This window comes from Microbacterium sp. W1-4-2 (genome assembly GCF_058349885.2).
The window spans coordinates 1,599,881-1,621,061 of the sequence record NZ_JBYRJC020000001.1; the positions used below are offsets into that span (position 1 = coordinate 1,599,881).

Annotated in this window: 25 protein-coding genes and 1 pseudogene; 13 read left to right on the forward strand and 13 right to left on the reverse strand. The window is 66.9% G+C overall.

Annotated features, from left to right (window positions below; genetic code table 11):
• Positions 1 to 145: 145 nt before the first annotated feature.
• Entirely contained in the window at positions 146 to 772 is a 627-nt protein-coding gene (locus AC3RX0_RS07485) for a response regulator (RefSeq protein ID WP_491505287.1), read from the reverse strand.
• Positions 769 to 2,007: a sensor histidine kinase gene (locus AC3RX0_RS07490; RefSeq protein ID WP_491505288.1), complete on the reverse strand. Its 1,239-nt coding sequence runs from the start codon at positions 2,005 to 2,007 to the stop codon at positions 769 to 771. The genes AC3RX0_RS07485 and AC3RX0_RS07490 overlap by 4 nt, the downstream gene beginning before the upstream one ends.
• Positions 2,008 to 2,080: 73 nt before the next feature.
• Between AC3RX0_RS07490 and AC3RX0_RS07495 the strand changes: the two genes are divergently transcribed.
• Genes AC3RX0_RS07495 through AC3RX0_RS07510 form a run of 4 tightly spaced genes read left to right on the forward strand, consistent with a single transcriptional unit; the run spans position 2,081 to position 3,876 of the window.
• The gene (locus tag AC3RX0_RS07495) at positions 2,081 to 2,401 is read left to right on the forward strand and encodes an ArsR/SmtB family transcription factor (RefSeq protein ID WP_491505289.1); all 321 of its coding nucleotides are present in this window, start codon (positions 2,081 to 2,083) and stop codon (positions 2,399 to 2,401) included.
• A complete protein-coding gene (locus AC3RX0_RS07500; RefSeq protein WP_491505290.1) occupies positions 2,398 to 2,829 on the forward strand; it encodes an SRPBCC family protein in 432 nt (143 codons plus the stop codon). Before AC3RX0_RS07495 ends, AC3RX0_RS07500 begins: the two co-directional genes overlap by 4 nt.
• Positions 2,826 to 3,182 carry a YciI family protein gene (locus AC3RX0_RS07505; RefSeq protein WP_491505291.1) on the forward strand — a complete coding sequence of 119 codons (357 nt, stop codon included), beginning with the start codon at positions 2,826 to 2,828 and terminating at the stop codon, positions 3,180 to 3,182. The genes AC3RX0_RS07500 and AC3RX0_RS07505 overlap by 4 nt, the downstream gene beginning before the upstream one ends.
• 28 nt (positions 3,183 to 3,210) lie before the next feature.
• Positions 3,211 to 3,876, forward strand: coding sequence for a DNA alkylation repair protein (locus AC3RX0_RS07510; RefSeq protein ID WP_491505292.1), 666 nt, complete (start codon positions 3,211 to 3,213; stop codon positions 3,874 to 3,876).
• On the opposite strand, the gene AC3RX0_RS07515 is transcribed toward AC3RX0_RS07510, so the two are convergent.
• From AC3RX0_RS07515 to AC3RX0_RS07530, 4 genes are all read right to left on the reverse strand, one after another.
• Positions 3,798 to 4,559, reverse strand: a complete 762-nt coding sequence (locus AC3RX0_RS07515) for a lipoate--protein ligase family protein (protein ID WP_491505293.1) — start codon at positions 4,557 to 4,559, stop codon at positions 3,798 to 3,800. The genes AC3RX0_RS07510 and AC3RX0_RS07515 overlap by 79 nt on opposite strands.
• A 100-nt stretch (positions 4,560 to 4,659) precedes the next feature.
• Positions 4,660 to 5,133, reverse strand: coding sequence for a DUF805 domain-containing protein (locus tag AC3RX0_RS07520; RefSeq protein ID WP_491505294.1), 474 nt, complete (start codon positions 5,131 to 5,133; stop codon positions 4,660 to 4,662).
• A 347-nt stretch (positions 5,134 to 5,480) separates the two neighbouring features.
• Positions 5,481 to 5,879 carry a ChaB family protein gene (locus AC3RX0_RS07525; protein WP_491505295.1) on the reverse strand — a complete coding sequence of 133 codons (399 nt, stop codon included), beginning with the start codon at positions 5,877 to 5,879 and terminating at the stop codon, positions 5,481 to 5,483.
• 96 nt (positions 5,880 to 5,975) lie between these two features.
• Positions 5,976 to 6,584, reverse strand: a complete 609-nt coding sequence (locus tag AC3RX0_RS07530) for a TetR family transcriptional regulator (RefSeq protein WP_491505296.1) — start codon at positions 6,582 to 6,584, stop codon at positions 5,976 to 5,978.
• Positions 6,585 to 6,700: 116 nt separating this feature from the next.
• Between AC3RX0_RS07530 and AC3RX0_RS07535 the strand changes: the two genes are divergently transcribed.
• Positions 6,701 to 7,486, forward strand: coding sequence for an SDR family NAD(P)-dependent oxidoreductase (locus AC3RX0_RS07535; RefSeq protein WP_491505297.1), 786 nt, complete (start codon positions 6,701 to 6,703; stop codon positions 7,484 to 7,486).
• Positions 7,487 to 7,565: 79 nt separating this feature from the next.
• Here the strand turns inward: AC3RX0_RS07535 and AC3RX0_RS07540 are convergent, their stop codons facing one another.
• Positions 7,566 to 8,594, reverse strand: coding sequence for an Atu2307/SP_0267 family LLM class monooxygenase (locus AC3RX0_RS07540; RefSeq protein ID WP_491505298.1), 1,029 nt, complete (start codon positions 8,592 to 8,594; stop codon positions 7,566 to 7,568).
• A gap of 158 nt (positions 8,595 to 8,752) precedes the next feature.
• Between AC3RX0_RS07540 and AC3RX0_RS07545 the strand changes: the two genes are divergently transcribed.
• Both AC3RX0_RS07545 and AC3RX0_RS07550 read left to right on the forward strand, forming a co-directional pair.
• Complete coding sequence (locus AC3RX0_RS07545) at positions 8,753 to 9,163, forward strand: VOC family protein (protein WP_491505299.1); 411 nt, start codon at positions 8,753 to 8,755, stop codon at positions 9,161 to 9,163.
• 40 nt (positions 9,164 to 9,203) lie between these two features.
• The gene (locus tag AC3RX0_RS07550) at positions 9,204 to 9,647 is read left to right on the forward strand and encodes a GNAT family N-acetyltransferase (RefSeq protein WP_491505300.1); all 444 of its coding nucleotides are present in this window, start codon (positions 9,204 to 9,206) and stop codon (positions 9,645 to 9,647) included.
• Positions 9,648 to 9,671: 24 nt separating this feature from the next.
• Here AC3RX0_RS07550 and AC3RX0_RS07555 read toward each other — a convergent pair whose 3' ends face one another.
• A complete protein-coding gene (locus tag AC3RX0_RS07555) occupies positions 9,672 to 10,145 on the reverse strand; it encodes a hypothetical protein (protein ID WP_491505301.1) in 474 nt (157 codons plus the stop codon).
• Between the two features lie 5 nt (positions 10,146 to 10,150).
• A complete protein-coding gene (locus AC3RX0_RS07560) occupies positions 10,151 to 11,464 on the reverse strand; it encodes a hypothetical protein (RefSeq protein WP_491505302.1) in 1,314 nt (437 codons plus the stop codon).
• Between the two features lie 179 nt (positions 11,465 to 11,643).
• Here AC3RX0_RS07560 and AC3RX0_RS07565 point away from each other — a divergent pair, with 179 nt between their 5' ends.
• Together AC3RX0_RS07565 and AC3RX0_RS07570 are read left to right on the forward strand one after the other, a co-directional pair.
• Positions 11,644 to 12,246: a hypothetical protein gene (locus tag AC3RX0_RS07565; protein WP_491505303.1), complete on the forward strand. Its 603-nt coding sequence runs from the start codon at positions 11,644 to 11,646 to the stop codon at positions 12,244 to 12,246.
• Between the two features lie 668 nt (positions 12,247 to 12,914).
• A pseudogene (locus AC3RX0_RS07570) lies at positions 12,915 to 13,112 on the forward strand (integrase core domain-containing protein); the annotation flags it as partial.
• Here the strand turns inward: AC3RX0_RS07570 and AC3RX0_RS07575 are convergent.
• Positions 13,109 to 14,395, reverse strand: coding sequence for a P-loop NTPase family protein (locus tag AC3RX0_RS07575; protein ID WP_491505304.1), 1,287 nt, complete (start codon positions 14,393 to 14,395; stop codon positions 13,109 to 13,111). The pseudogene AC3RX0_RS07570 and the gene AC3RX0_RS07575 overlap by 4 nt on opposite strands.
• Positions 14,396 to 15,604: 1,209 nt before the next feature.
• Here AC3RX0_RS07575 and AC3RX0_RS07580 point away from each other — a divergent pair.
• The 4 genes from AC3RX0_RS07580 to AC3RX0_RS07595 all read left to right on the forward strand — a co-directional run bounded on the left by AC3RX0_RS07580 (position 15,605) and on the right by AC3RX0_RS07595 (position 18,788).
• On the forward strand, positions 15,605 to 16,399 hold the full coding sequence (locus AC3RX0_RS07580; RefSeq protein WP_491505305.1) for a hypothetical protein: 795 nt from the start codon (positions 15,605 to 15,607) through the stop codon (positions 16,397 to 16,399).
• 164 nt (positions 16,400 to 16,563) lie between these two features.
• Positions 16,564 to 17,229 (forward strand): hypothetical protein, encoded by a 666-nt coding sequence (locus tag AC3RX0_RS07585; RefSeq protein ID WP_491505306.1) that lies wholly within the window; start codon positions 16,564 to 16,566, stop codon positions 17,227 to 17,229.
• Positions 17,207 to 17,635 (forward strand): hypothetical protein, encoded by a 429-nt coding sequence (locus AC3RX0_RS07590; RefSeq protein ID WP_491505307.1) that lies wholly within the window; start codon positions 17,207 to 17,209, stop codon positions 17,633 to 17,635. Before AC3RX0_RS07585 ends, AC3RX0_RS07590 begins: the two co-directional genes overlap by 23 nt.
• Positions 17,636 to 17,771: 136 nt before the next feature.
• On the forward strand, positions 17,772 to 18,788 hold the full coding sequence (locus AC3RX0_RS07595; RefSeq protein WP_491505308.1) for a hypothetical protein: 1,017 nt from the start codon (positions 17,772 to 17,774) through the stop codon (positions 18,786 to 18,788).
• A gap of 171 nt (positions 18,789 to 18,959) precedes the next feature.
• On the opposite strand, the gene AC3RX0_RS07600 is transcribed toward AC3RX0_RS07595, so the two are convergent.
• The 3 genes from AC3RX0_RS07600 to AC3RX0_RS07610 all read right to left on the reverse strand — a co-directional run bounded on the left by AC3RX0_RS07600 (position 18,960) and on the right by AC3RX0_RS07610 (position 21,127).
• Complete coding sequence (locus AC3RX0_RS07600; protein WP_491505309.1) at positions 18,960 to 19,235, reverse strand: type II toxin-antitoxin system Phd/YefM family antitoxin; 276 nt, start codon at positions 19,233 to 19,235, stop codon at positions 18,960 to 18,962.
• A 279-nt stretch (positions 19,236 to 19,514) separates the two neighbouring features.
• On the reverse strand, positions 19,515 to 19,955 hold the full coding sequence (locus tag AC3RX0_RS07605) for a hypothetical protein (protein ID WP_491505310.1): 441 nt from the start codon (positions 19,953 to 19,955) through the stop codon (positions 19,515 to 19,517).
• Positions 19,952 to 21,127 (reverse strand): hypothetical protein, encoded by a 1,176-nt coding sequence (locus tag AC3RX0_RS07610; RefSeq protein WP_491505311.1) that lies wholly within the window; start codon positions 21,125 to 21,127, stop codon positions 19,952 to 19,954. Before AC3RX0_RS07610 ends, AC3RX0_RS07605 begins: the two co-directional genes overlap by 4 nt.
• Positions 21,128 to 21,181 lie beyond the last annotated feature (54 nt).

Genomic DNA, 21,181 nt, shown 5'->3' on the forward strand with positions numbered 1-21,181 from the left:
TGCCCGGGCTCTTCGCCGCGGCCTGACCGAACGCATTCCACGCTATGGGCGGGATTCGCCGCGGCCGTCAACCTTTCGGTTGATCATGCCTTCGAGGTGCCTGAGCAGACCGGCCCCGCAGACGGCCCCACAGCCCGGACGCGCCTCAGAGCCGGATCAGCCCGCGCTTGACCGCGGCAGCGATCGCCGCCTGGCGGCTGTCGACGTCGAGCTTGATGAACGCGTGGTGCAGGTGCGTCTTGACGGTGGCCTCGCTGACGATCAGCTCGCGTGCCAGGTCCCGGTTCGACAGGCCCGAGGCGGCGAGGGTCAGCACCTCGAGCTCGCGAGCGGTGAGCGTCTCGTCGGGCCGGTCGACCCGTCGCAGCAGCCGCGCCTCAATGCGCCCGGCCAGCGCCTGGTCGCCGTCGGCGGCCGCACGGATCGCCTGGAACAGCTCGGCGGGCCTGCTGTCTTTCACGAGGTACCCGGTGGCGCCGGCCTCGATGGCCCGCACGATGTCGGAGTCGGAGTCGTACGCGGTGAACACGATCACCCGCGCCCGCGGCTGCAGCCGCCGGATCGCCCGCGTCACCTCGATGCCGTCGGGCTCGCCCGCGCCCAGATCGAGATCGACCAGCGCCACGTCCAGCGCATGCGCCTCGGCCATCACCGACGCATCCGGCAGTCCGCCCGCCTCGGCGACGACCTCGAAGTCGCGCTGAGTGTCCAGCAGGGTGCGCACGCCGTGCCGCAGCACGGGATGGTCGTCGACCAGCAGGATCCGGATCATGACGCGGCATCCCCTCTCGTCCGATCCGGCACGGCCGCGGCGACCACCGTGCCGTGGCCGGGCTGGGACTCGATCTCGAGGCGCCCGCCCAGGTTCTGCATGCGCCACGTCATGGCGCGGATGCCGAAGCCGCCCTCGTCGGTCGCCCGGGCGTCGGCGGCGTCCGCCGCCATGCCGACGCCGTCGTCGGCGATGTCGACGCCGACCTCGTCGGCGAAGTAGGTCACGGTGACTCGCGCGTGCTGCGCGTGCGCGTGCTTGCCGATGTTCACGAGCGACTCCTGCACGACCCGCTGCAAAGCGTGCAGGACGGGCGTGGGCACCGCGCGCTCGTGCCCGACGACGTCGAACGCCGCCCCGGCGGCGACGGCCTGCGCACCCAGCACGGCGGCCAGCGACGCCGGCGCCTGGGCGGGGTCGGCCAGCCCCTGCACGAGCTGGCGGGTCTCGACCAGCGACCGGCGCAGCGCGTCGCGCGCCTCGCGCACGACGCCGGGCGAGCCGTCGTCCTGCAGCTCGGCGGACTCGAGCAGCAGCAGCGCGCTCGCCGTGCGCTGCACCACGGTGTCGTGCAGCTCGCCGGCGACCCGCTCGCGTTCGGCCAGTGCTCCGGCGTCGCGCTCGGAGCGGGCGAGCTGCTCGCGCGTGTCGATGAGCTCTCCGATCAGGGTCCGCTGCGTCTGCAGCGCCCGGTCGAGCGCGGCGTAGGCCGACGCGAGCACCATGCCGCCGAAGAACGGCCCGAGCACGAGCCCCAGGTCTTCGCCGTGCGACATCAGCAGCAGCCCCGCGCTGACGGCCACGACGATGGCCGCCGACAGTGCGAACGCGACCGCGCCGCGCAGCACACGGTGCACCGCGAAGAACAGCGCGAACCCGCACCAGCCGAACGACGGCGCGATCACGGCGAGCGGCAGCCAGAACGCGGTGGCCACCAGCAGGCCGATGCCCTGGCGCGTGCCCACGACTGCGCGCGGGGTCGCCCCGTGCTCGGGCGCCCGCGTGCGCCCGAGCACGGCGGCCGCGTAGCTGGCGCCGGCGCCGAGCGCCAGGATCAGGGCCAGGATGCCGTGGCCGCCGAACTCGTGGTACGTGAAGTAGCGCACGGCGCAGACGACGAGCAGGATGCCGAACCCGATGTCGACGGCGCGGTCGACCGCGGGCAGCCGCACGCCCGGGCGCGGGATCGCGGGATGGCTCGCGGTCGTGACCGCAGGGTTCGGCGTCGTGGTCATGTCACGTCAAGTATTCCGGCATCCTCTCCGAAAGTCCTTTACATGTGACTATATAGTCACCTAATCTGGACAGGTGGACGACGACGACAGAGTCTTCAAGGCGCTCGCGGATCCCACTCGGCGCCGGCTGCTGGACGCCCTCTTCGCCGAGGACGGCCAGTCGCTGACCCAGCTCGAGGCGGTGGCGCCCGACATGACCCGGTTCGGCGTCATGAAGCACCTCAAGCTGCTCGTCGACGCGGGCCTGGTCGTGACCCGCAGAGACGGTCGCCTCACCCGTCATCACCTGAATCCGATGCCGATCCGGGTGATCCACGACCGGTGGATCCACCGGTATGTCGAGAACAGGGCCGCCGCTCTCAGCGACCTGAAGCAGCGATTGGAGTCATCATGACCGACGAACTGGTCTTCGAGACCTACATCAAGGCATCCGCCGAGAAGGTGTGGCAGGCCATCACCACGTCCGAGTTCCGGCGGCAGTACTTCTTCGGCAGCACCGTCGACGCCGACTGGCGGGTGGGCGGCCGCATCGTGTCGCATTCCCCCGACGGCGAGGTGTGGGGCGACAACGACATCTACGAATGCGATCCGCCGCGGCGCCTGTCGCACGGGTGGCGCAGCCTCTACGACCCCGAGCTTGCCGCCGAGCCCGAGAGCCGCGTCACCTGGACGATCGAGCCGCAGGACGCCGGCTTCGTCAAGCTCACCGTCGTGCACGACCGGCTGGCCGACGCCCCGAAGACGGCAGTGAACGTGCGCGGCTGGTCGTTCATCATCGCCGGTCTCAAGTCCGTGCTCGAGACCGGCAGCGGCCTGGCATGACGCTGTCCTTCGACGAGTTCGTGCTGGTGCGGCTGCTGCCGGGACCCGGGCCCACGCTCGACGGCGACGAACGGATGCGGGTGCAGGACGCGCATCTGGCGCACCTGCACGCGCTCTGGCAGCGCGGGCTGCTCATCGCCGCCGGGCCCGCCGAGAACGCCCCGGGCGTCGACGGCATCGCGATCATGACCTGTCCGATCGATGAGGCCAGGATGCTGTCGGCCCAGGATCCGGGCGTGCTCGCCGGCGCGTTCACTCCCGAGGTGACGGCGTGGCGGGTGCCCGCCGGCATGCTCATCGGCGGCCCGGGTGCGCCGCCGACCGGAGTGGCGGACGTGCTCGGCACCGCGTGAGCCGCGCCCGTCACGTACCCTCGAGGGCATGACCACCGCCGTCGACGACATCCGCGCCCGGCTCGCCGACCTCGAAGACCCGCGCATGCGCGCCGTCAACGAGAAGCACGGCGACGACCACGGCGTGAACCTCACCAAGCTGCGCGCCGTCGCGAAGCCCCTGAAGACCGACCAGGCGCTCGCCCGCGCGCTGTGGGCGACCGGCGAGACCCCCGCCCGGCTGGTCGCGCTGCTCGTCTGCTCGCCGCGCGCATTCGACGCCGACGAGCTGGACGCGATGATGCGGGACACCCGGGTGCCGAAGGTCACCGACTGGTTCGTGAACTACGTCGCCAAGAAGTCGCCGCTGGCCGACGAGCTGCGCGTGCGCTGGTTCGACGACCCCGACCCCGTGGTGGCCGCCGCAGCCTGGTCGCTCACGAGCCAGCGGGTGGTCAAGCGCCCCGACGGCCTGGATCTGGACGCTCTGCTCGATCAGATCGAGCGGGAGATGAAGGATGCCGCGCCCGCCCTGCAGTGGGCGATGAACGACACGCTCGCCCAAATCGGCATCCACCATCCGTCCCGCCGCGCGCGGGCGGTCGCGATCGGCGAGCGGCTGCAGGTGCTGGCGGACTACCCGACCCCGCCGGGATGCACCTCGCCCTTCGCGCCGGTGTGGATCGCAGAGATCGTCCGTCGGCGCGAGGGCTGAGGCGACGGCAGGTCGATGAGGGCGCCGACCAGGGCGTCTGCGACGGCGACGCGAGAGGCGGGGGATGCCTCGTCCTGCAGGGTGCCGAAGGTCGCGGCATCCCACTCCAGCGCGAGCGCCGTGTTCACGACCCGCAGCACGTCGACGAGGTGGTCCACTGCGCCCAGCGGCACCATGCCGCTGAGCAGGCGCGCCCCGCGCACGGCGCGCTGCGACGTGCCGACGAGCTTGACCGCGCCGCGCGCGTTGATGCTGAACTCGCCCGGGCAGTACTCCCCCGGCACGTCGCCCACGCGCGCGTCGGCGCCCAGGCGCCCGAGGGCCGACACGAGCGCGTCACCCACCCGGGCGAACAGGTCCTGCGGACCGGCCTGATCGTGCTCGCGCTCGATCAGGTCGAACACGATGCACGACTCGTCGTAGGCCACCGCCCGGCCGCCGGTCGGGCGCACGACCGGCGCGAAGCCGCGGGCGACAGCCTCGGCGCAGGCCCGGTCGAACCCGCCCATGCGGCTCTCGCGCCGGCTCATGGCGACGGTCGGCGGCGGCGCGTAGGTGCGCACCACCCGGTCGTCGGCGATCGCGCCGCTTGCCACGTCGCGCAGCAGCTCCACGGACCGTTCGAGGGCGGACGCGGCATCCGACGCCGGCTCGTCGCGGATCAGCAGGGTTGCGGGGAGCATCGGCATCGGCTCAGCGGTGCCCGACGTACGGGGTCTCATGGCCCTGAAGCCGGGTCGTCGCGATGCTCACCGGTTCAGTCTGGCAGACCGTCGGTGCGGGTCACACCGGCACGGGCGCCCGGTCGAAGCGCATGCCCCGCGCGTCGGTGGGCATCAGCATGAGCACGAGGATGACGATCCAGCCCACGCTGGGGATCAGTCCCAGCAGCCAGAACCAGCCGCTGCGATTCGTGTCGTGCAGCCGCCGCCAGGTCAGCGCCAGCGACGGCACGATCGAGGCGAGGAACCACGCCCCGCCGAGCACGATGACCACCGCGAGCCCGGTGTCCATGCGCAAGCCGTGGCCGGTGCGTGCTGCGAGCAGGGACGGCACATAGATCGACAGGAGCACGACCGCCACCACGCCGCCGCACAGCATCCACCACCAGTACTCGCTGCGACTCGCGCGCCCGCTGAAGGTGGCGTACTTCCTCCAGAACCGCGTGAACGCGATGGCGAAGTTCGCGCCGTAGTACGGCGCGTCGAGCGAGACCGGATAGTGCGGCTCGCGCGGTCGATCGGGGGTGTGTGTCATCGTCGCCTCCTGCGTTCCGGGCAACGGCGCAGCCCGCCCGCGCTGCGGGCCGCTCCAAGGGAATCCTCCCGCCGTCACCGGCCCGCGGTGCGCGCTCACAGGAGCGCGATATCCGTTTCACAGTCCTCGCATCGCCCGGCGCTGCCGAGACCCGTGGGACGGTACCGGTACGACGGCGGTCACACCGGGTACGGACGCTCGCGCAGCAGCGGATGTCGGTGATGTGGTAGACACCGTCCTCGTCGCCCACCACGACCGGGCACCTGGCCGCCGAGCAGCTGAGTGCGCGACGGGGCCGGCGACGGCTTGAGCGTGCAGTTGAGCAGGATCGCAGTCGGGCCCGCCATTCAGCGCTCCCGCGCCTTGCGGGTCTCGCGCCGGTTCGCTTTGTCGATCGCGTCGACGAGCTCGCTCTTGGACATCGACGAGCGGCCGTCGATGTCGAGCTTCTTGGCCACGTCGTACAGATGCTGCTTCGTCGAATTGGCATCGACGCCGCCGCGGGTCTTGGCGCGGGTGTTCCGATCACCGGCGGCCTTGCGGTCGCTCGGGCCCGCCTTGCCCTTCTTCTCCCAGTGGTCGCCGACCTTCTCGTATTCGTGCTTGAGCGCGGCGAACGCGGTGCGGTGGGATCGTTCGCCCTCGCCATAGGTCCCCACCGCCGAATCGTGCGCCTTCGACCAGATCTCCTGCGCGTGCTTCGGCGAGCGCTTGAGCGTGTCGGGCAGTTCCTTGGATGCGGGCATTGCGGGTCTCCCTTCCGTTGCCCCTGCACGCAACAGAAGCACTGAGCGGGCGAGCACGGAAGGGCCTTGCAAACGCAGGCGAGTTGCGGCAGGGGCCTATACGCCTCGGATGCCCTCCGAAAGCTGTTCGAACGCGCGAAGGGCGAGATCCGCGGGCGATTCGTCCGACGCGTCCGTCGCCGACCACTGCTCGAGGCCGACCCGGATCGCGTCGGTCGCCGCCGCCGCGAGCAGTCGGGCGGTCAGGGGATCGGCGCCCTCGTCGAGCCGGGCGGCGATGAGCTCGCGCAGCCGTGTCTCGGAGTCGCCGTTGACGCGGCGCCACACAGACTGGAGGGCGGGGTCGGCGGCGGCCGCGCGCAGCAGCCCGCGGGTCTGTACCATCGCCTCCCGCTCGAGCGGCGTGGCCGGTGTGAGCACGCGTGCGATCGCGTCCGAGACGATCTCGCGCGGGTCGCCGTCGCCCGCGTCGTGGATCGCGCCCTGCCAGGCGGCGGCACCGACCGTGAGCAGCGGGCCGACGGCATCCTCCTTCGTCGGGAAGTAGCGGTAGAAGGTGCGCACCGACACACCGGATGCCGCCGCGATCGCCTCGACGGTCACGCTCTTCGCGTCACGCTCGGCGAACAGCCGCGCCGCCGTGTCGGCGATCTCGAGCTGCGTCGCGGCCTTGCGCCTCTCGGTCAGCGAGGGTGCGGCATCCATGGCTTCACCCTACGGGGAATACGCGACCGAGCGACAGAGTTGGACCAAATGACACGATATGCCATGCTGACATACCGTGCAGATCACAGAGTCGGACATCGTCGAAAGGTCGAACAATGAACCGTTATGAAGGTCGCCGCGTCCTCGTCACCGGCGGCGGATCCGGAATCGGACAGGCCACCGTGCTGCGCATGCTCGCCGAGGGCGGGCGGGTCGTTGCCGCCGACGTCAGCGAGGCGGGACTGGCCGACACGGCCACGAAGGCCGGCGATGCCGCCGATCGTCTGCACACCGTCGTCGTGAACATCGCCGACGAGGCGTCGGTGAAGACCGGCGTCGCGGATGCCGCGGCCTGGCTCGGGGGTCTGGACGCGCTCGTGAATGCAGCCGGCATCCTGCGCTCGTCGCACACGCTCGAGACCACCCTCGACGCGTTCGAGCAGGTGCTGCGCATCAACCTCGTGGGCACGTTCCTGATGATCCGCGAGTCGATCCCCGCGCTGCTCGAGGGCACGGGGGCCGCCGTCGTGAACTTCAGCTCGACCTCGGCGATGTTCGCCCACCCGTACATGGCCGCCTATGCCGCCAGCAAGGGCGGTGTGCAGTCGATGACCCACGCGCTGGCCGCCGAGTACGCGAAGCAGGGCATCCGGTTCACGGCTGTGCAGCCCGGCTCGATCTCATCGGGCATGACCGACGGCTCGGGTCAGAGCAAGCAGAGCCAGGGTCCCGGCCTTCCCGCCGACGCCGACATGGCCCTGTTCATGAAGCTGCAGCCGGCGCTCGGCCAGGGCTTCGCCGGTCCCGAGACCGTGGCGAGCGTCGTGGCGATGCTCGCCAGCGACGACGGCGCGTTCATCACCGGCACCGAGGTGCGCATCGACGGCGGCACCCACTTCTGACCCTCAGACCCGCACGGGCGGGACCCGACCCCGCCCATGCGCACCGTCTCCGCCCCGCGAGACCGCGAGACGCGACGGGTCACATGTCGGCCAGCATGTCCTCGACCATCGGGACCACCTTCTGGCCGTACAACGTGATCGAGCGCAGCTGGTCGGCGTGCGGCACCGGCTGGTCGTACTTGAGGTCGAACCGGTCGACCTTGAGCGTCTGCAGGGTGCGCACGATCTTCTTGGCCACGGTCTCGGGGCCGCCGACGTACAACGCGCCGGTCTCGATCTCGCGCTCGAAATCGCCCGGCGACGGCGCCGGCCAGCCGCGCTCGCGGCCCATCTGCGTGCGCATCGCCAGCCATCCGTCGTAGACGATCTCGCGCGCCTGCTCGTCGGTGTCGGCGACCAGGCCCGGCGAGTGCACGGCGATCGGCCGATGCGCGATGCGGAACTCATCCTGCGCGCGCTCGAACAGGTCGATGTAGGGCGCGAACCGGGCCGCAGGCCCGCCGATGATCGCCAGGAACAGGCCGAGCCCGTACCGCGCCGTGCGCACCACCGATTCGGGGCTGCCGCCGACGCCGACCCACGCCTTCAGGCCGCTCGTTGTCGTGGGGAAGACCCGCTGGTCGCTCAGGGCCGCCCGGGTCGAGCCCTGCCAGGTGACGGGCTCCTCTTTCAGCAGCGCGGCCAGCAGCTGCAGCTTCTCTTCGAAGAGCACCTCGTAGTCGTCCAGGTCGTAGCCGAACAGCGGGAACGACTCGATGAACGAGCCGCGGCCGGCGACGATCTCGGCCCGCCCGTTCGAGACGGCATCGAGCGTCGCGAAGCGCTCGAACACGCGCACCGGGTCGTCCGAGCTGAGCACCGTGACGGCCGAGCCGAGCCTGATGCGCTCGGTGCGCGACGCGATGGCGGCCAGCACCATCTCGGGACTCGAGACGGCGAAGTCGGGGCGGTGGTGCTCCCCCACCCCGAAGAAGTCCAGTCCCGCCTGATCGGCGACGACCGCGTCGTCGACGAGGTCGCGGATCACCTGCGGGTGCGGCACGGGCGCTCCTTGTGCGTCGCGCGTGACGCCGCCGAAGGTGTCGAGTCCGAATTCGATCTGTTTCACGCCGGGAACAACCCGCGATCGCCGCGCCGGATTCCCAGGGCCGCGGCATCCCGCTCACGACACGGCCCCGTCACAGCGGCGAGGACACTCAGACCCGGGCGGTCGTGTCCTGCAGTGCGTCGGCAGCGGGTGTCGGCGGTGTCTTCTACGATGGCCCGATGGCTCTCGTGGATCATCTCGGCATCACCGTCGACGACCTGCCCCGGTCGATCGCGCAGTTCGACCCCGTGCTGACGGCACTCGGCTACATCCGTCAGGATGCCGACAACTCCGTCGCGTGGCACACCGGCGACGAGACGGAGCTGATCCTCATGCCGGCCCGTGAGTCGGGCACCGGCCCGCACGTCCACGGCCGCGTCGGATGGCAGCACCTGGCGTTCGCCGTGGATTCGCGCGCGCAGGTCGACGAGCTGCACGCGATCGCCCTCGACGCCGGCTGGACGGTCGTGCGCGACCCGAAGGAGTATCCGCGGTTCACCGACCGGTACTACGCGTCGTTCCTCGAGGACGACAACGGCATCCGCATCGAGTTCATGCACAACCCGCCGCGGCAGGCCGTCGAGGCTTGAGGGCCCGCCCGGCGGCGCCGGTCCGTGACACACTCGGGTCATGACGTGGGACGTCTTCGAGGTGCCCCTCGACGCGACCTATCCGCTGCGGCGAGCGCTGCTGCGTCGTGACCGCGTCGATCTCGACCTGCACATGCCAGACGACGACATCCCGGGCGCCTTCCACCTGGCTGCCGCCGACGGCGCCGGAACGGTCGTCGGGGTCGCCAGCCTGATCCCCGCGGACCCCGCGTTCCCGGTCGCCATGCCGGCGTGGCGGCTGCGGCAGATGGCCGTGGCCGCAGTGCTGCAGGGCCGGGGCGTGGGATCCGCGCTCTTCGAGGCTGCGCGGACCCGGCTGCGCGCCCGCGGCGCGGCGACCCTCTGGGCCGAGTCCCGCGACACCAGCCTCACGTTCTATGTCGCTCGCGGAATGCGCGAGGTTCCGGGCAGCCGCCACTCTGTGGGGCCGGTCGCCTACATCGACGTCGTGCTGGCGCTCTGACTCGCGGCGTGGTGGGCAGCAGGCTCAGGCGAATCCGTCGCGGGGCGGCGGCGCGAGCTCCGGGCCGCTCGGCTCGACGAACCGCACCGTGATCTTCCCCGACACCGTGGCATCGGCGGGTCCGTACGTCATCGTGACGCGATCCCGGCTGCCACGGCCGCCGTCCGGGAGGATCGTGATCTGCGCCGGCCGAAGCGCGTTGAGGAACTCCTCCTCGCTGCCGGACTGCTTGCGCTCCCAGACCCGGTACATCTGCGCTGCCGCGGTGCTCTCCCGGCGCAGTCCATCGGCGATCGCCTCGCGGGCGAGCCCGTCCACGAACGGCAGGTTCCCCAGCACCATGTCGATGTCGTTCAGGATCGTCTCCCCGAATCTGTCGGGGAAGTCGATCTCGATGCGAACGGCCAACGGCGCGCCCTCGAACGGGATCGAGGCATCCATCGTCCCGCCGCCGATGCCTCCGTCGAGCACGATGGGACCCAGGAATCGGCTCTCCATGCCGCTCACACCCCCACGTCCGTGGTGAGGGCTTCGTCGGCGATCAGCGATGCGACCTGCTGCTTCGCGTGGGCGTCGGTGTTGAAGTAGTCGGCCACCGTCGCCTCGAACAGCTTCTGGCCCCGCCCGTACTCCGAGATCGTGAGCGTCAGGCAGCGTGCCGTGAGCGCATACAGTTCGCTGGCGGTCCAGTGGGTGCCGTCTGCGCTGTACCCGATGCGATAGTCCCGAGGGGTGGGGCTCGACTCGGGCGAGCTGCCCAGCGCCGTGGAGGCGCTTCCCAGTGCCCCGTCGATGCGGGTCATGCTGTTGGAGATGATGTCGGCGTTCTCCTGCTGCATGCTGATCGAACCGTCGTCGCCGGCATAGGTGCCGAGGCTGAATGCGTCGAGGTCGAAGCTGGCGAGGTCGCCGCGGATCGTGCTGACCGCGTCCGACATCATCGTGTTCAGCGCGTCCTCCTGCTTGTAGAGCGCGTCGTTGAGGTCGTTCAAGGCCTCGTCGAGGGAGCTCAGGATGTCGAGGTAGCTGCCGCCCGAGACCGCCGTGGTCGCGGCGATGCCGGCGACCGCGCCGGTCGCCACGGTCGAGAGCCCCACGAGGGCTGCGACGGCGGGCGCCGCGGTGCCCGCGGTGGCGACGGTGGCGACAGCACCGGCGACGGCGCCGACCACGGTCAGGGTGAGGGTGCCGGACGCTGCCGCCTCCTGCTCCGCGGTCGCAGCCCACGCGTCGCGGGCGTCCTCGCAGATCTTGGTGACGTCTGCCCGGGCGGCGGGCCACATCTTGTTCTCGGCGGAGTAGTTCGCCTCGAGGATCGCGCAGGCAGCGCCCAGCCCGTACTGGATGTTCGAGAACTGCGAGTAGTACTTGTCGAGGAAGGGGGCCTTGAAGCGCCCTTCGATCTTGTTGATGAGCACTTCGCTGACGGTCTGGTTGGATGTCACGATCTCGCCGTTGTTCTGCACCGAGGCGCCGGTGCCGGATGCGCCGAAGATGGCGGCCGACGAGCTGGCCGCCTGCTGCGGAGCCACGCACAGCGAGCCGTCGGGCAAGCCGAGCCACTGCGACACGCGCTGGTCGATCGCCGCGCGGATCTCGTCGAACTGCGCGGCGCACGAGTCGTTGACGCCGTTGCCATCGCCGCCGCCGTTGCCGTTGGCATCGGGACGGTTGTAGAAGTTGAGCATCCACCCCCACTTGGCGTAGATCTGGTCGTTGCCCCACGACGGATAGAAGCTCTGGTCGGCCATCCAGCAGTCGATCGCGGCCCGTTTCATCTGTCCGATGATGTCGGAAAGCTCTTCGTATCCGGCCATGGTCCTTCTCTCCCGCGCGATCGATCTCAGCCGGGGCGCCACGCCCCTCGATTCGACCCTACGGTCGAGGCCGGCAGCGGCCCATGGGGACAATTCCCCATCTGCCGGGCGGTTTCGGTGCGGATAGACTCCAGGGCGACCCGGTCGCAGGCCGTCCGGTCGCACGATGAAGGGACCTTATGACGCACGCGGATGGATCAGCCGCCCAGCCGACGATGACAGCCGGCGGGCCGACGCGACGCCGCCGACTGATCGCGTTCTGGCTGGCGATCGTGTCGCTCGTGATCGCCGCGATGCTGTTCCCGCTGCTTCCCGGCTTTCCGAGCCCTCTGTTTCTTCCCGTCCTGGTCGTCGGCGCGGCGGCAGGCGTGGTCGCACTCGTGCTGAGCGTCCGCGCCCGCAGGCCCGACGCCGGGCCTCGTGGACTCGCCGGGGCGCTGACGCTCGCGATCGTCGCCCTCGTCATCGACGCGGTGCTGATCGGATGCCTCGTCATCGGCCTGATGACCCGCCCGCAGCTGGCGCAGGTCGAGGTGCAGGCCACGGGCGGCCCCACCTTCACCGTCACGTACGCCGACGACTTCCAGATCTACACCGACGAGGAGTGGCACACGAGCGGGTTCAAGCGCTTCACCACGAAGTCGTCGTCGACCGAGATCACCGTCACAGCCGCGAAGGGCACGTCCGCCCCGGTCGGCTGCAAGATCCTGTGGAACGGCGCCGTCGTCGCGGACGAGACATCCACCGGCGGCACGGTCACCTGCAGCTACGACGCGAAGTGACGCAGCGCCGCGATGCGGGCTCGGCTCCGTCGTGAGGAATGCGAGAGGGACCGGCCATCCGGCCGGTCCCTCTCGCATTCCGTGGGCTGTTGGCACAACCCTGGGTGGTGCACGAAGCGCCGAGCTGTCCGAGCATCCTTTCCTGTAGCAGTAGGACGCTTTTCCTGTTGCTCGGTCAGCGTGCCAAGTGTCGGCGACAGCAACCTGATGCAAGACAGTGCCGAGGCGCTCCGCGAGTATGGAACGCCACTCAGAGTGCGAATGAGCCAGCGCTCGGCGGCAGGCGCCCGCCGGTGCTGCGCGAGGATCGCAAGGGCGACGGCCGCCGAACTGAGAGCGAGACCCTTTGCACGCTGGCCCCAGCTCCAGGCATCAGCGCCGCGACAACTGCACCTTCAGCGTGTCAGCAACAGCCTTGACCGCAGGCACCTCAAACCCATCGTGCACAAGCCCCAGCCTGTGGACCTGCAGCACTCCCTCTTCGGCGCGACCGTCTTCGTGTCGCCCCATCGGTTTCACAGTCAGCAAGCCAAACCACTCAAGCGTCTTACACGCCGCGGAGAATGCGTCTCGATGAATGCCATAGTTCCGGAGTCGAATCTCCGCCGGCGGGACTGCTGCACTGGCCGCGTGACTACAACCTGTCACCTATCCGTGCAGCAGTCCCGACGAAAGGGAAGGTGGAGCGTTTCAACCGCACTCTCGCCGCGGAGTGGGCGTACGCGAGGCCCTATGCCAGCGAAGACGAGCGCGCAGCCGCGTGTACCGCCTGGCTGCATCACTACAACCACCACAGACCCCGCACCGGAATCGGAGGCGAAGTGCCCTCAGCCCGCGTTCACAACCTCACAGGGAAGTACATCTAGCGCGGCTCAACCCCGATGGTTTCGAGCAGATCAGCCTCCTCCTGATGCTGCAACCAAACGAGGAAGCTTCGGTCAACGATGGCCAGTCGTCTCGCTGTCTGGTCGTAGTCCAAGACGATTGGCTTCACCGCCAGCTTGTTCACCTGCAGCGTCGATATGGCTGCGAGTGAGAGCGTGATGTTTCCAAGGTTGATCTTCTCTTCAGGGTGAGCCGCGTTGATGACCTTCGAGATTTCGTTATAGGAGATTCCAGCCTCAAGTGTGCCGGGATCCGCGGTCACCACCGCGAACAATAGCCAGCGGTACATGTCTAGTCGAGTCGATTTGAACCCGTCGGCGAAGTGAGTCAAGAAGCCGTTGAAACGGGCGGAGTCGGAATCAACAACCTTCTTCACCAAAGCCTCACCGTCGCCGCTTACAGCAGCGATCTGGCTTTGAGTTTGGAAGATCCCTGCGGCCTCACACGCGAGCTTGCACGCTTCCTGCACGATCCACACGCTGTCCATCGCGCTCCGAACAACAGAGTCGATGAAGTCATCATCGAACCTGATGCGGAGCAGGTCAGCGCCCGCGGAGATCACACTACGGAGATCATCTTCTTCCCACTTGTCGACATTCACCGAGACCACGCGTCCGCCCAGGTCGCCGTTGTGCTGGGTCATGCGATTCTCGTCGATCCACACTCCCACCACGATGAAGCTGAGACTTGACGCCTCGTGAAAGGCCTTCAACGCTACGGCGAAATCCTTCTGAGTTTCCTCCGGTAGGTAGTGGAAGTCTTCGAGCACGATGTACTTGGGCGTCTCGGCTTCCGCCAGCCCTGTGATGATGTCGTTCACATCTGACGGATCGAGTTCGAGGCTTCGTTCCTCCACTTTGTTCTCTGAGTGGTGTCCAACATCCGTACCACCCGCGCCTCCCATCTCGACGAAGGGCACCTTTAATCCCGCCTTGATCTCCGCCCGGATCTTGAAGTCACCACCGACCGTTCGGGTAGTGGTGCCCTCCACTACATATCCCGCGGCTTTGAGGACCGCGGTGTGCAGGTCGCGCAGCGTCCACTTATTGGAGCAAGTTACGACGAGGTACTCATCCTCACTCAGGTTGTACTTCCGCAGCGAAGTCTTCCCTTGCTTCGAGCTGCCATGCACAACGATGTGTTTGTCTTGCGTGAGGGCGTCCACGAACGCCGCGTCGACAGCCTTCCGGACGATGTAGTTGGGAGGGACATCACGCGACATCCCGAAGACCTCGTACACGGTGTAGACGCGCGCTTCTGCCATGCGCCAATACTGGCAGAGCCAGTGGACGACGCGTGCCCTTTACGTGCCCTCGGCGGTCCCAGACACGCAGAAGACCCGGAAACTCTTGCGAGATTCCGGGCCTAAACTGTTACGTCGGTAGATCGCAGACCAATGGGGTCTGCCGAGGCCCGAAATCCTTGAACCTCGATATGACTGAGATGCATGAAGGCCGTACGCTCCGTCTTCGATAACTGTGGTCGCGCCTGATTGCAGTCAGGGCACATACCCCGTGCGCGTGCAAATGCGCGCAGCGTTCGTGCCCTCATACTCCGTCGTGGGGACGATGGAGTCGCGAGAACGGTACGCCCTATCGGCCTCAACTGACTCCACTTCATCATCCACCGGTCCCCCGTGTTCGCGGTACCGCCATTGCGCAGACGCTAGCACCGCCGCAGGTGTCGTGAAAGCTATGAATGCCGAGACATTTACGCCCCGCGCGTTGAGTCGCTCGTTCTCGACCGCTTCTGCGCTCGCCCATCTACCTGCATAGGTACGCCTAGCTCGGTGCTCGTCCCCCGCTGCCCGGGCGCGCTGCGCACCGCCTGTCGGGGGCGCCCGAGGCTGGAGCGGTCGCATGGCTATCCCTACACCGCACCGCACTGTCTTGCTGGACGCCCGGAGCCGCAATATGGTCAGCTGGTGGGAACTTCGTTCGAGCAATTCAGAGCAGTGCTTCGATCCGACTATGGTCGGCGCGCGATTGGGCTCGAGATCTCGGGCCCGGAGGCTCAGCGTGTGGCGGGCGATGAGGCACTTGCGCGTGCCTACTACGCAAACTGGCAACGACGGACGGCCACCCCGATCCCACCCGCGCGAGAAGCCCCACCGGTTCAATACGGGGCCGCACCGTACTTCACTCAGACGACGGCCGTCCGCAGTGGCCGGTTCAAGCTCGGGCCCGCCATCACGGGCCTCACTCTGGCGGTCGCCGGGTACTTCCTCACAGGCACCTGGCTCTCAATCATCGGCCCAGTCGGTCTCGGACTGAGCATCTACGCGATTGCCGCTGGGCGAGTGGCAAAGCCCCTCCCGAGATGGAAGCAGGGCGTCACACTCGGGATCGTAGGGGCCGTTGCCGGAAGCGTTGCGCTTATCCTGTTTGTCGCGAGTATCTCCGGATACTACGGCTGACACCTCTTGCCCCCGCCGTATGAGAACTTTGTCTGACAGCGACACTGACGCTGGTTGGTGGGACTTCCTTCGTTCTCGTTGGGCATCGTCGCTCTCGCTTATCTCGTGCGGCACCTTTTCCCAGACTTGGGGCGTATCGAAGCCACGAGCGGCACCCCTGCACGGGTCGACGCCGCGGCAGGCGCTGGCATCGTCGCCGACCTTGATGTCATCGACGACACCATCATCGACGCGGATGAGCTTGTCTCCCTGCCGACAGCGATGGCGTACCTGACTAAGTTGGCCGCTCTCCTCCCTCCTGCGCGAGGGTACGCGCTGAGCCGAATCAGTGATGTCCTCAACCTTTGGGCCCCGCTCTTGGCGACGCAGTCGGGGTACTCAGCTGTCCGGGACGCGTTCGACGATGCTGTTGCTGAAGTCGAAGGCGACGCGACGGTTGCCGAGCGTTGCCATTCCCGCGCTGTGTCGTTCTATAGGCGCGGGCAGCTTCTCGACGCTCTAAGTGAGCTCCACAAGGCGAAGGCTCGATGCCTGCGCGGAGACCTGGCAGACAATGCTGTCAACATCCTCCGGTTCATCTCCAGCATCTACCTCAACCACGCCGCGAAGATGTATGCGTTCCACGCCGCCACATTCGCGAACCTCAGCAGTAAGGACGAAACGAGAGCAGCGGTCCCCGCGGCTCTCTTCGACGCTGCCTCAGCGACGCATTTCACCGGCTGCCGGGTGGAAGCTTCTGCGTTGACGCGGATGGCCATGCTCGCCCGCGCCGCTCACGCTCCGGGCGGATTCGACCTCGACCGATACCCCGCGCTTGCCAGTCAGCTGCAAACGAACTCGGACAACTTGTAACGGTGAGGAAGTTCTGGCCAGAGCTCGAACCTCTTCTTGAAGACGCCCACACCCCCGGGGAGCTCCACGACTACCTTGCAGAATAGGCACTTCAGCCAGACGCCCTCGTCGACCAGGACGAAGAGACGTTCCAAGACGAAGCATCGACATACTTCACCGGGCCGGTGTTCGCGGACCTCGGACCGCAGCGGCGCGCGGACTTCTGCGCACTCGGCGTTCGATGGGTCTTCACCTTCTCCAACGAACACCGCAACGTGCTGGCTGCGGAAGGATTCATCGCCGCATTCCAGGTCGTTCTCGCCGACATCGCCAAGCACCACCCCGTACTCTTGCCCTGCACAGTCAATGCGATCATCGTCGTGAAACCCACCGGGCGAGGGCGCGCGTCGATCTCCTCCCCGGGGGCGGACGTCTACGCCGCGACCATTACCGTGAGCGAGTCCGCGACAGACGTCAACAGGTTGGCGGGGCAGCTGGTGGCCACAACACTCGGATTAGTCAGCATCACGCACGTTCGCCCCAAAGACGACTTGCAGTCGATCATAGAGCTGATGCTGGCCGACGGGCTCCACCACAAACTGCTGTGCGTCCGGCCCTATCAGGAATCGGCCGACTTCCTCGAGTCGAACAAGTTCGGGAAATGGGCCGCCGCGTCACCGCGGCGTCCTCGTCCGCCTTCCCCCCAACCCATGACACCCCACTCGCCGCGTCAACTGAGCCCGGTCCCGGATATGACCACGAACAGTTTGTGGCGGCCACTTGGACGACATACGACAATGCGGCGGTCTGGAAGTACTCCATGGCGCAATGCTGACCGACGACGGCGTTAGGAAGCGCGTCACAGATCTCCGGGCCGATGGATGGCTGGACTGGCAGATCATCGGGGCACTCATCAATGTGGCCCTCCAATGGCGCATCGAGCATCTGAGCATTGATCTTGACTCACTCGACCCTTCTCGGGAGCTAGCTTTCATGAGACGCCCGGAAACTGCTGACGAGCCTCCGATCCCGCGACCTATCGACCTCCAGGACCTTAACCGCCTCCTCTACATGCACACCGCGCAGGTCGCTATGCGGTGGGGGCTGCGCCCGTTGCCAGAGCATCCGCACGAAGGACGAATCCGAGATCTCCTCACCCGCCGCTACCAGTTCATCGATGTAGATGTGGCCCACCACGACCCCTTGTCCGCCCTCGACGCAGACGGGAACTTCCTGCCGCTGGTGATACCCGCCTGAGGCCACCGGTCACGGAGTGAGGCGCCGGGCCGGAATCACATCACGTGCAGACCCTCCTGGGCTTCTGAGCGAGTACAGCTCCGTCCCGCCGCTTGGCTGACCCAATACGGGCCTCACCCCGTACGATGAACTCACGATGGCCGCAGGACTCAGCGAAGCGCACGCGGCGGCCTCGGTCGCATCTATTCTTGAGGATGCTCGCTTCGTCGTTCGGACAGCTCGCGCCCTGCAGCGATGCCCTTCGAAACAGAGCTCCATTGCCTCAATGGCACTTACTCCTGCCCTGGCGATCATCACCCATGAGACCCGGAAGTGGCTGAAACAGCACGCCCCAAACGTTGCGGCGGGACTCCCCGCGGATGAGCTCCACCTTGTTGCGGAGATTCGCAATGCATCGAAATGGTTCGATGCGAGCAAGGAAGGTCAGGCCGGCGCCATCGAGAGGTTCAGTGAGCTCACCGCTGCCCATGCGGATGCGTTTCTCGGGAACACCCCCTACGCGTGGGCGCGTCGTTTCGAGTCGGATCTCGGGCTGTATCTTCACGGCGGCACTGTCGTGCTGAACACTCACTTGGTTGGGGTGATTCTCGGAAAGCACGCTCTTGAGAGGAGGCCGGTCGTGGAGCGGATGGCGGCGACGATGGTCGGACAGGCCGCCAGCCTGACCAATGGAGTCAGCGCTGCCTCATCGTTCATCGATGCGCTGAGGCCTTTCCGGAACCGCGATGTTCGCAGCACCAAGTACTACGGCAGTTCGGGGCTCGACCTGCCTGAGTCCGGCTATCTTCATCTCATATGGAACTCGCTAGCGTTCCTGACTCTCGCGGCGCCGGCTATCGCGGATGACGACGCAACGGTCTTCAAGCTTCAGTACATTGCATTGTTTCATGCGACGAAGACGGTGCGGCGGCTCTTCCCTGATCTTGTCCCCGTGAACGATCTCACTGACGGCGACCCTGCACGACAGCTTCGAAACGACCTAATCCACTACACGCCGCACCACGGGTACCCTGCTGCTGCTCTTGATGCTCGGCGTCCCCGGCAGGCTTTGGTGGAGCACAATTACTCGCTTAGTTTCGCTGAGGTCGCTGCCCGGACGCGCACCGAACTCAGCGCCTTGCATGCTCGGCTTGGCATGCGGCTCGGGCACTGAGAGCAACAGTCAACAGAGCAATTGTCTGCGCCTCCGTCGGGTCCCGAGGAAGCTGGCGGACTCCTTAAAGGCGCCCTGGAACTTCACGAAGCGACCGCAGAGCAGCCAGGCGATCTTCCTCGGTTGTCCGTCAAACGATGGGGACCGCGTCCGCGAACCGAACGTCGGAGATCACAGCAGACGCAACCGGTACCGTGCATCCACTTCTGTGGCAGTCCGGGCCTCCCCGGCCGCGAGCCGCGCCCGCGTCTCTGCGACCTCTTCCTGTATGCCAGGCTGCGACAACCAGAACAGCGTCTCATTCAACGCGTCCAGCACGTGCTTGCTCATCAGAACCGCCGAGGTACGCCCTTCGTCGGTGATCCCGATTAACCCGGGCTCGCGCTCGAGATGCTTCACGAGTTCCGAAAGCCTGGCTTTGGCCTCAGGGAGCGACACAGTCCGCATAGTGACATGCTCGCCCTACTCTGAGCGAATTGACAGCCCTGGCTGAATTCGACGCATATTCCTCGGCAACGCGGCTCATGTGCGCCAACGTACGGAATCCGAAGGGCGTGTCGGGGCCTTGCCCGCATCGCACGTCTGGGGAACGCGAATGCGTGGCAATGTCGAACAGACGGTCCTCACCCGGGGCACACCTCCGGCAAAGGGAGCCACAAGGGCTTACCAGGTGGCTCGTTCGCCCAGCATGCTTCGGTACCTGACACTCTTCCACGCCGACCGCCTCTAGGCCGACTCTGCCTGAAGCAACACCACAAGCTCATTGGATGAGATCCAGGCGATGTTGAACTCCTCGGCCTTTCTCCGCACGGCATCGTCGTCGGTGACGAGCACCCACTCTGGCCGGATCAACATGTCGGCTGAGTTCTGCTGTTCCACGAGGGCGCAGGCGATGAGGAAGGGATCGGCGGTGCCCTTGTTGCGGTATAGGTTGACCAGCTTGATGTCGCTGGCCGGGACAGTTGCCATAACTGTCTGTACGGCCCTCAGCACATCAGGTGTCGTCGGATAGCGGACCGTCTGGAGTGCTGCCGCGCGGGCAGGGCCAGCCTCGTGGAGCACCTCGTCCGGCACTCGACAGTACTGAGCGAAGAAGGCGGATCCAAGCTGAGCGTAGGTGAGCTTCCCAAGGACGTTGTTGTCGACGAGGTAGAAGGTCTCGTTCATCGCAAGCCTCGCCGGAACTGTTCGATGTCGCTCGGGGCGAGGTTGTTGAGGCACACCTCACGGCAGAAGTCACCGACCGAGAGTCTTCCTTCATCGAGGGCTCTCAACATGCGTCGGGACAGTTCGCGGCCGTTGTACTTGCGCACCGCGTTGACCGGCTTGCTGGTGTTGCGCCGCTGTTTGGGTTGCTTGGCGAACTCCGCTCGCAGCTCGGCCAAATGCGCCCCGGCAGTGTCATTGTCGATGAGGTCCAGGCGGAGGGCTCGAACGATTGCGGCGCTCGGGGTGACCCTGAACTCGTCCGCCACAGCCTCGAAGTCGGCACGCGTGCGTGGGCGGAACCTCTTGAACTCCGCTGCGGGCATGAGAATCTGGGCAGCAAGGTCGTACTCGTACTTGCCGGTGGTTGCCGCTGCTGTGCTGTCGTAGTTCACGGGCGCGAAGATGCCGCGCGCCACCAGCACTGTCAGCAGCGTGAGGGTGAAGGTGCGGCGCCCCGCGGGTGAGATGCGTTCGCCTTCGTCGCCGCTGGGAAGGAAGATGTAGGGCACCTTCGCGTCCTTGACTGTCATCCCGCTGAAGTGGAGCCCGTGCAGACGCTGCGGCATGAAGAGGCGCTGACTCTGCGAAACGAGCACCTGGTTCTTCTCCAGCCGCAGGATGAGCCGGTCCACCGCCGTGTCCTTTTTCGGCGCCTCGCGAATCGTCTCCGGTGTGATGCCGAGCATCTCCACGAGGCGTGCAGCGTCTGCCTCGACGCTCCTTCCACGTCTGGAAAGTGATCCAACGATGGCATTCTTCGCCAGCGTCGGGTCATGCTTCTTCAGCAGCTGCTGCTTGCGGATCAGGTCCTTGAGAATCAGCTCGATGTCCCTCAGTTTGACCGGATCGCGAGCGTTCAGTGAGAACGAGATCTTGGTGAGGCCGTTGAGGAGCTTCCGCCTCTTAAGCTCAAGTTGAGACTCGATAACGGCCGTCGGCGCAAAGAAGAGCGGGACCGGAATGTTCCCCCCACGCGCAACGTCCACGAGGTCGGTGTAGTTGATCTCGCCGCTCTCGAGAGCATGCCGGTATGCAGCTCGGTCGTTCGCGACGGAGTTGTCCAGCAACGCAACGAGTGCATCGCGCTCGATGCGTACTCGGCCCCCACCGAGACTGACATGAACCTGCATAGCTCCCCCAAGCTCTGCTCCTCGTTCACTATCTCGGTGCAGCTCTGCCGCCTC

Excerpts from the sequence above, each read along its gene's own strand:
- AC3RX0_RS07560 (WP_491505302.1), bottom strand. The coding sequence starts at position 11,464 with ATGGCCGGATACGAAGAGCTTTCCGACATCATCGGACAGATGAAACGG.
- AC3RX0_RS07575 (WP_491505304.1), bottom strand. The coding sequence starts at position 14,395 with ATGGCAGAAGCGCGCGTCTACACCGTGTACGAGGTCTTCGGGATGTCG.
- AC3RX0_RS07510 (WP_491505292.1), top strand. The coding sequence starts at position 3,211 with ATGACCACCGCCGTCGACGACATCCGCGCCCGGCTCGCCGACCTCGAA.
- AC3RX0_RS07505 (WP_491505291.1), top strand. The coding sequence starts at position 2,826 with ATGACGCTGTCCTTCGACGAGTTCGTGCTGGTGCGGCTGCTGCCGGGA.
- AC3RX0_RS07500 (WP_491505290.1), top strand. The coding sequence starts at position 2,398 with ATGACCGACGAACTGGTCTTCGAGACCTACATCAAGGCATCCGCCGAG.
- AC3RX0_RS07590 (WP_491505307.1), top strand. The coding sequence starts at position 17,207 with ATGCTGACCGACGACGGCGTTAGGAAGCGCGTCACAGATCTCCGGGCC.
- AC3RX0_RS07550 (WP_491505300.1), top strand. The coding sequence starts at position 9,204 with ATGACGTGGGACGTCTTCGAGGTGCCCCTCGACGCGACCTATCCGCTG.
- AC3RX0_RS07605 (WP_491505310.1), bottom strand. The coding sequence starts at position 19,955 with ATGAACGAGACCTTCTACCTCGTCGACAACAACGTCCTTGGGAAGCTC.
- AC3RX0_RS07515 (WP_491505293.1), bottom strand. The coding sequence starts at position 4,559 with ATGCTCCCCGCAACCCTGCTGATCCGCGACGAGCCGGCGTCGGATGCC.
- AC3RX0_RS07525 (WP_491505295.1), bottom strand. The coding sequence starts at position 5,879 with ATGCCCGCATCCAAGGAACTGCCCGACACGCTCAAGCGCTCGCCGAAG.
- AC3RX0_RS07600 (WP_491505309.1), bottom strand. The coding sequence starts at position 19,235 with ATGCGGACTGTGTCGCTCCCTGAGGCCAAAGCCAGGCTTTCGGAACTC.
- AC3RX0_RS07555 (WP_491505301.1), bottom strand. The coding sequence starts at position 10,145 with ATGGAGAGCCGATTCCTGGGTCCCATCGTGCTCGACGGAGGCATCGGC.
- AC3RX0_RS07535 (WP_491505297.1), top strand. The coding sequence starts at position 6,701 with ATGAACCGTTATGAAGGTCGCCGCGTCCTCGTCACCGGCGGCGGATCC.
- AC3RX0_RS07610 (WP_491505311.1), bottom strand. The coding sequence starts at position 21,127 with ATGCAGGTTCATGTCAGTCTCGGTGGGGGCCGAGTACGCATCGAGCGC.
- AC3RX0_RS07520 (WP_491505294.1), bottom strand. The coding sequence starts at position 5,133 with ATGACACACACCCCCGATCGACCGCGCGAGCCGCACTATCCGGTCTCG.
- AC3RX0_RS07595 (WP_491505308.1), top strand. The coding sequence starts at position 17,772 with ATGGCCGCAGGACTCAGCGAAGCGCACGCGGCGGCCTCGGTCGCATCT.
- AC3RX0_RS07530 (WP_491505296.1), bottom strand. The coding sequence starts at position 6,584 with ATGGATGCCGCACCCTCGCTGACCGAGAGGCGCAAGGCCGCGACGCAG.
- AC3RX0_RS07545 (WP_491505299.1), top strand. The coding sequence starts at position 8,753 with ATGGCTCTCGTGGATCATCTCGGCATCACCGTCGACGACCTGCCCCGG.
- AC3RX0_RS07490 (WP_491505288.1), bottom strand. The coding sequence starts at position 2,007 with ATGACCACGACGCCGAACCCTGCGGTCACGACCGCGAGCCATCCCGCG.
- AC3RX0_RS07485 (WP_491505287.1), bottom strand. The coding sequence starts at position 772 with ATGATCCGGATCCTGCTGGTCGACGACCATCCCGTGCTGCGGCACGGC.
- AC3RX0_RS07565 (WP_491505303.1), top strand. The coding sequence starts at position 11,644 with ATGACGCACGCGGATGGATCAGCCGCCCAGCCGACGATGACAGCCGGC.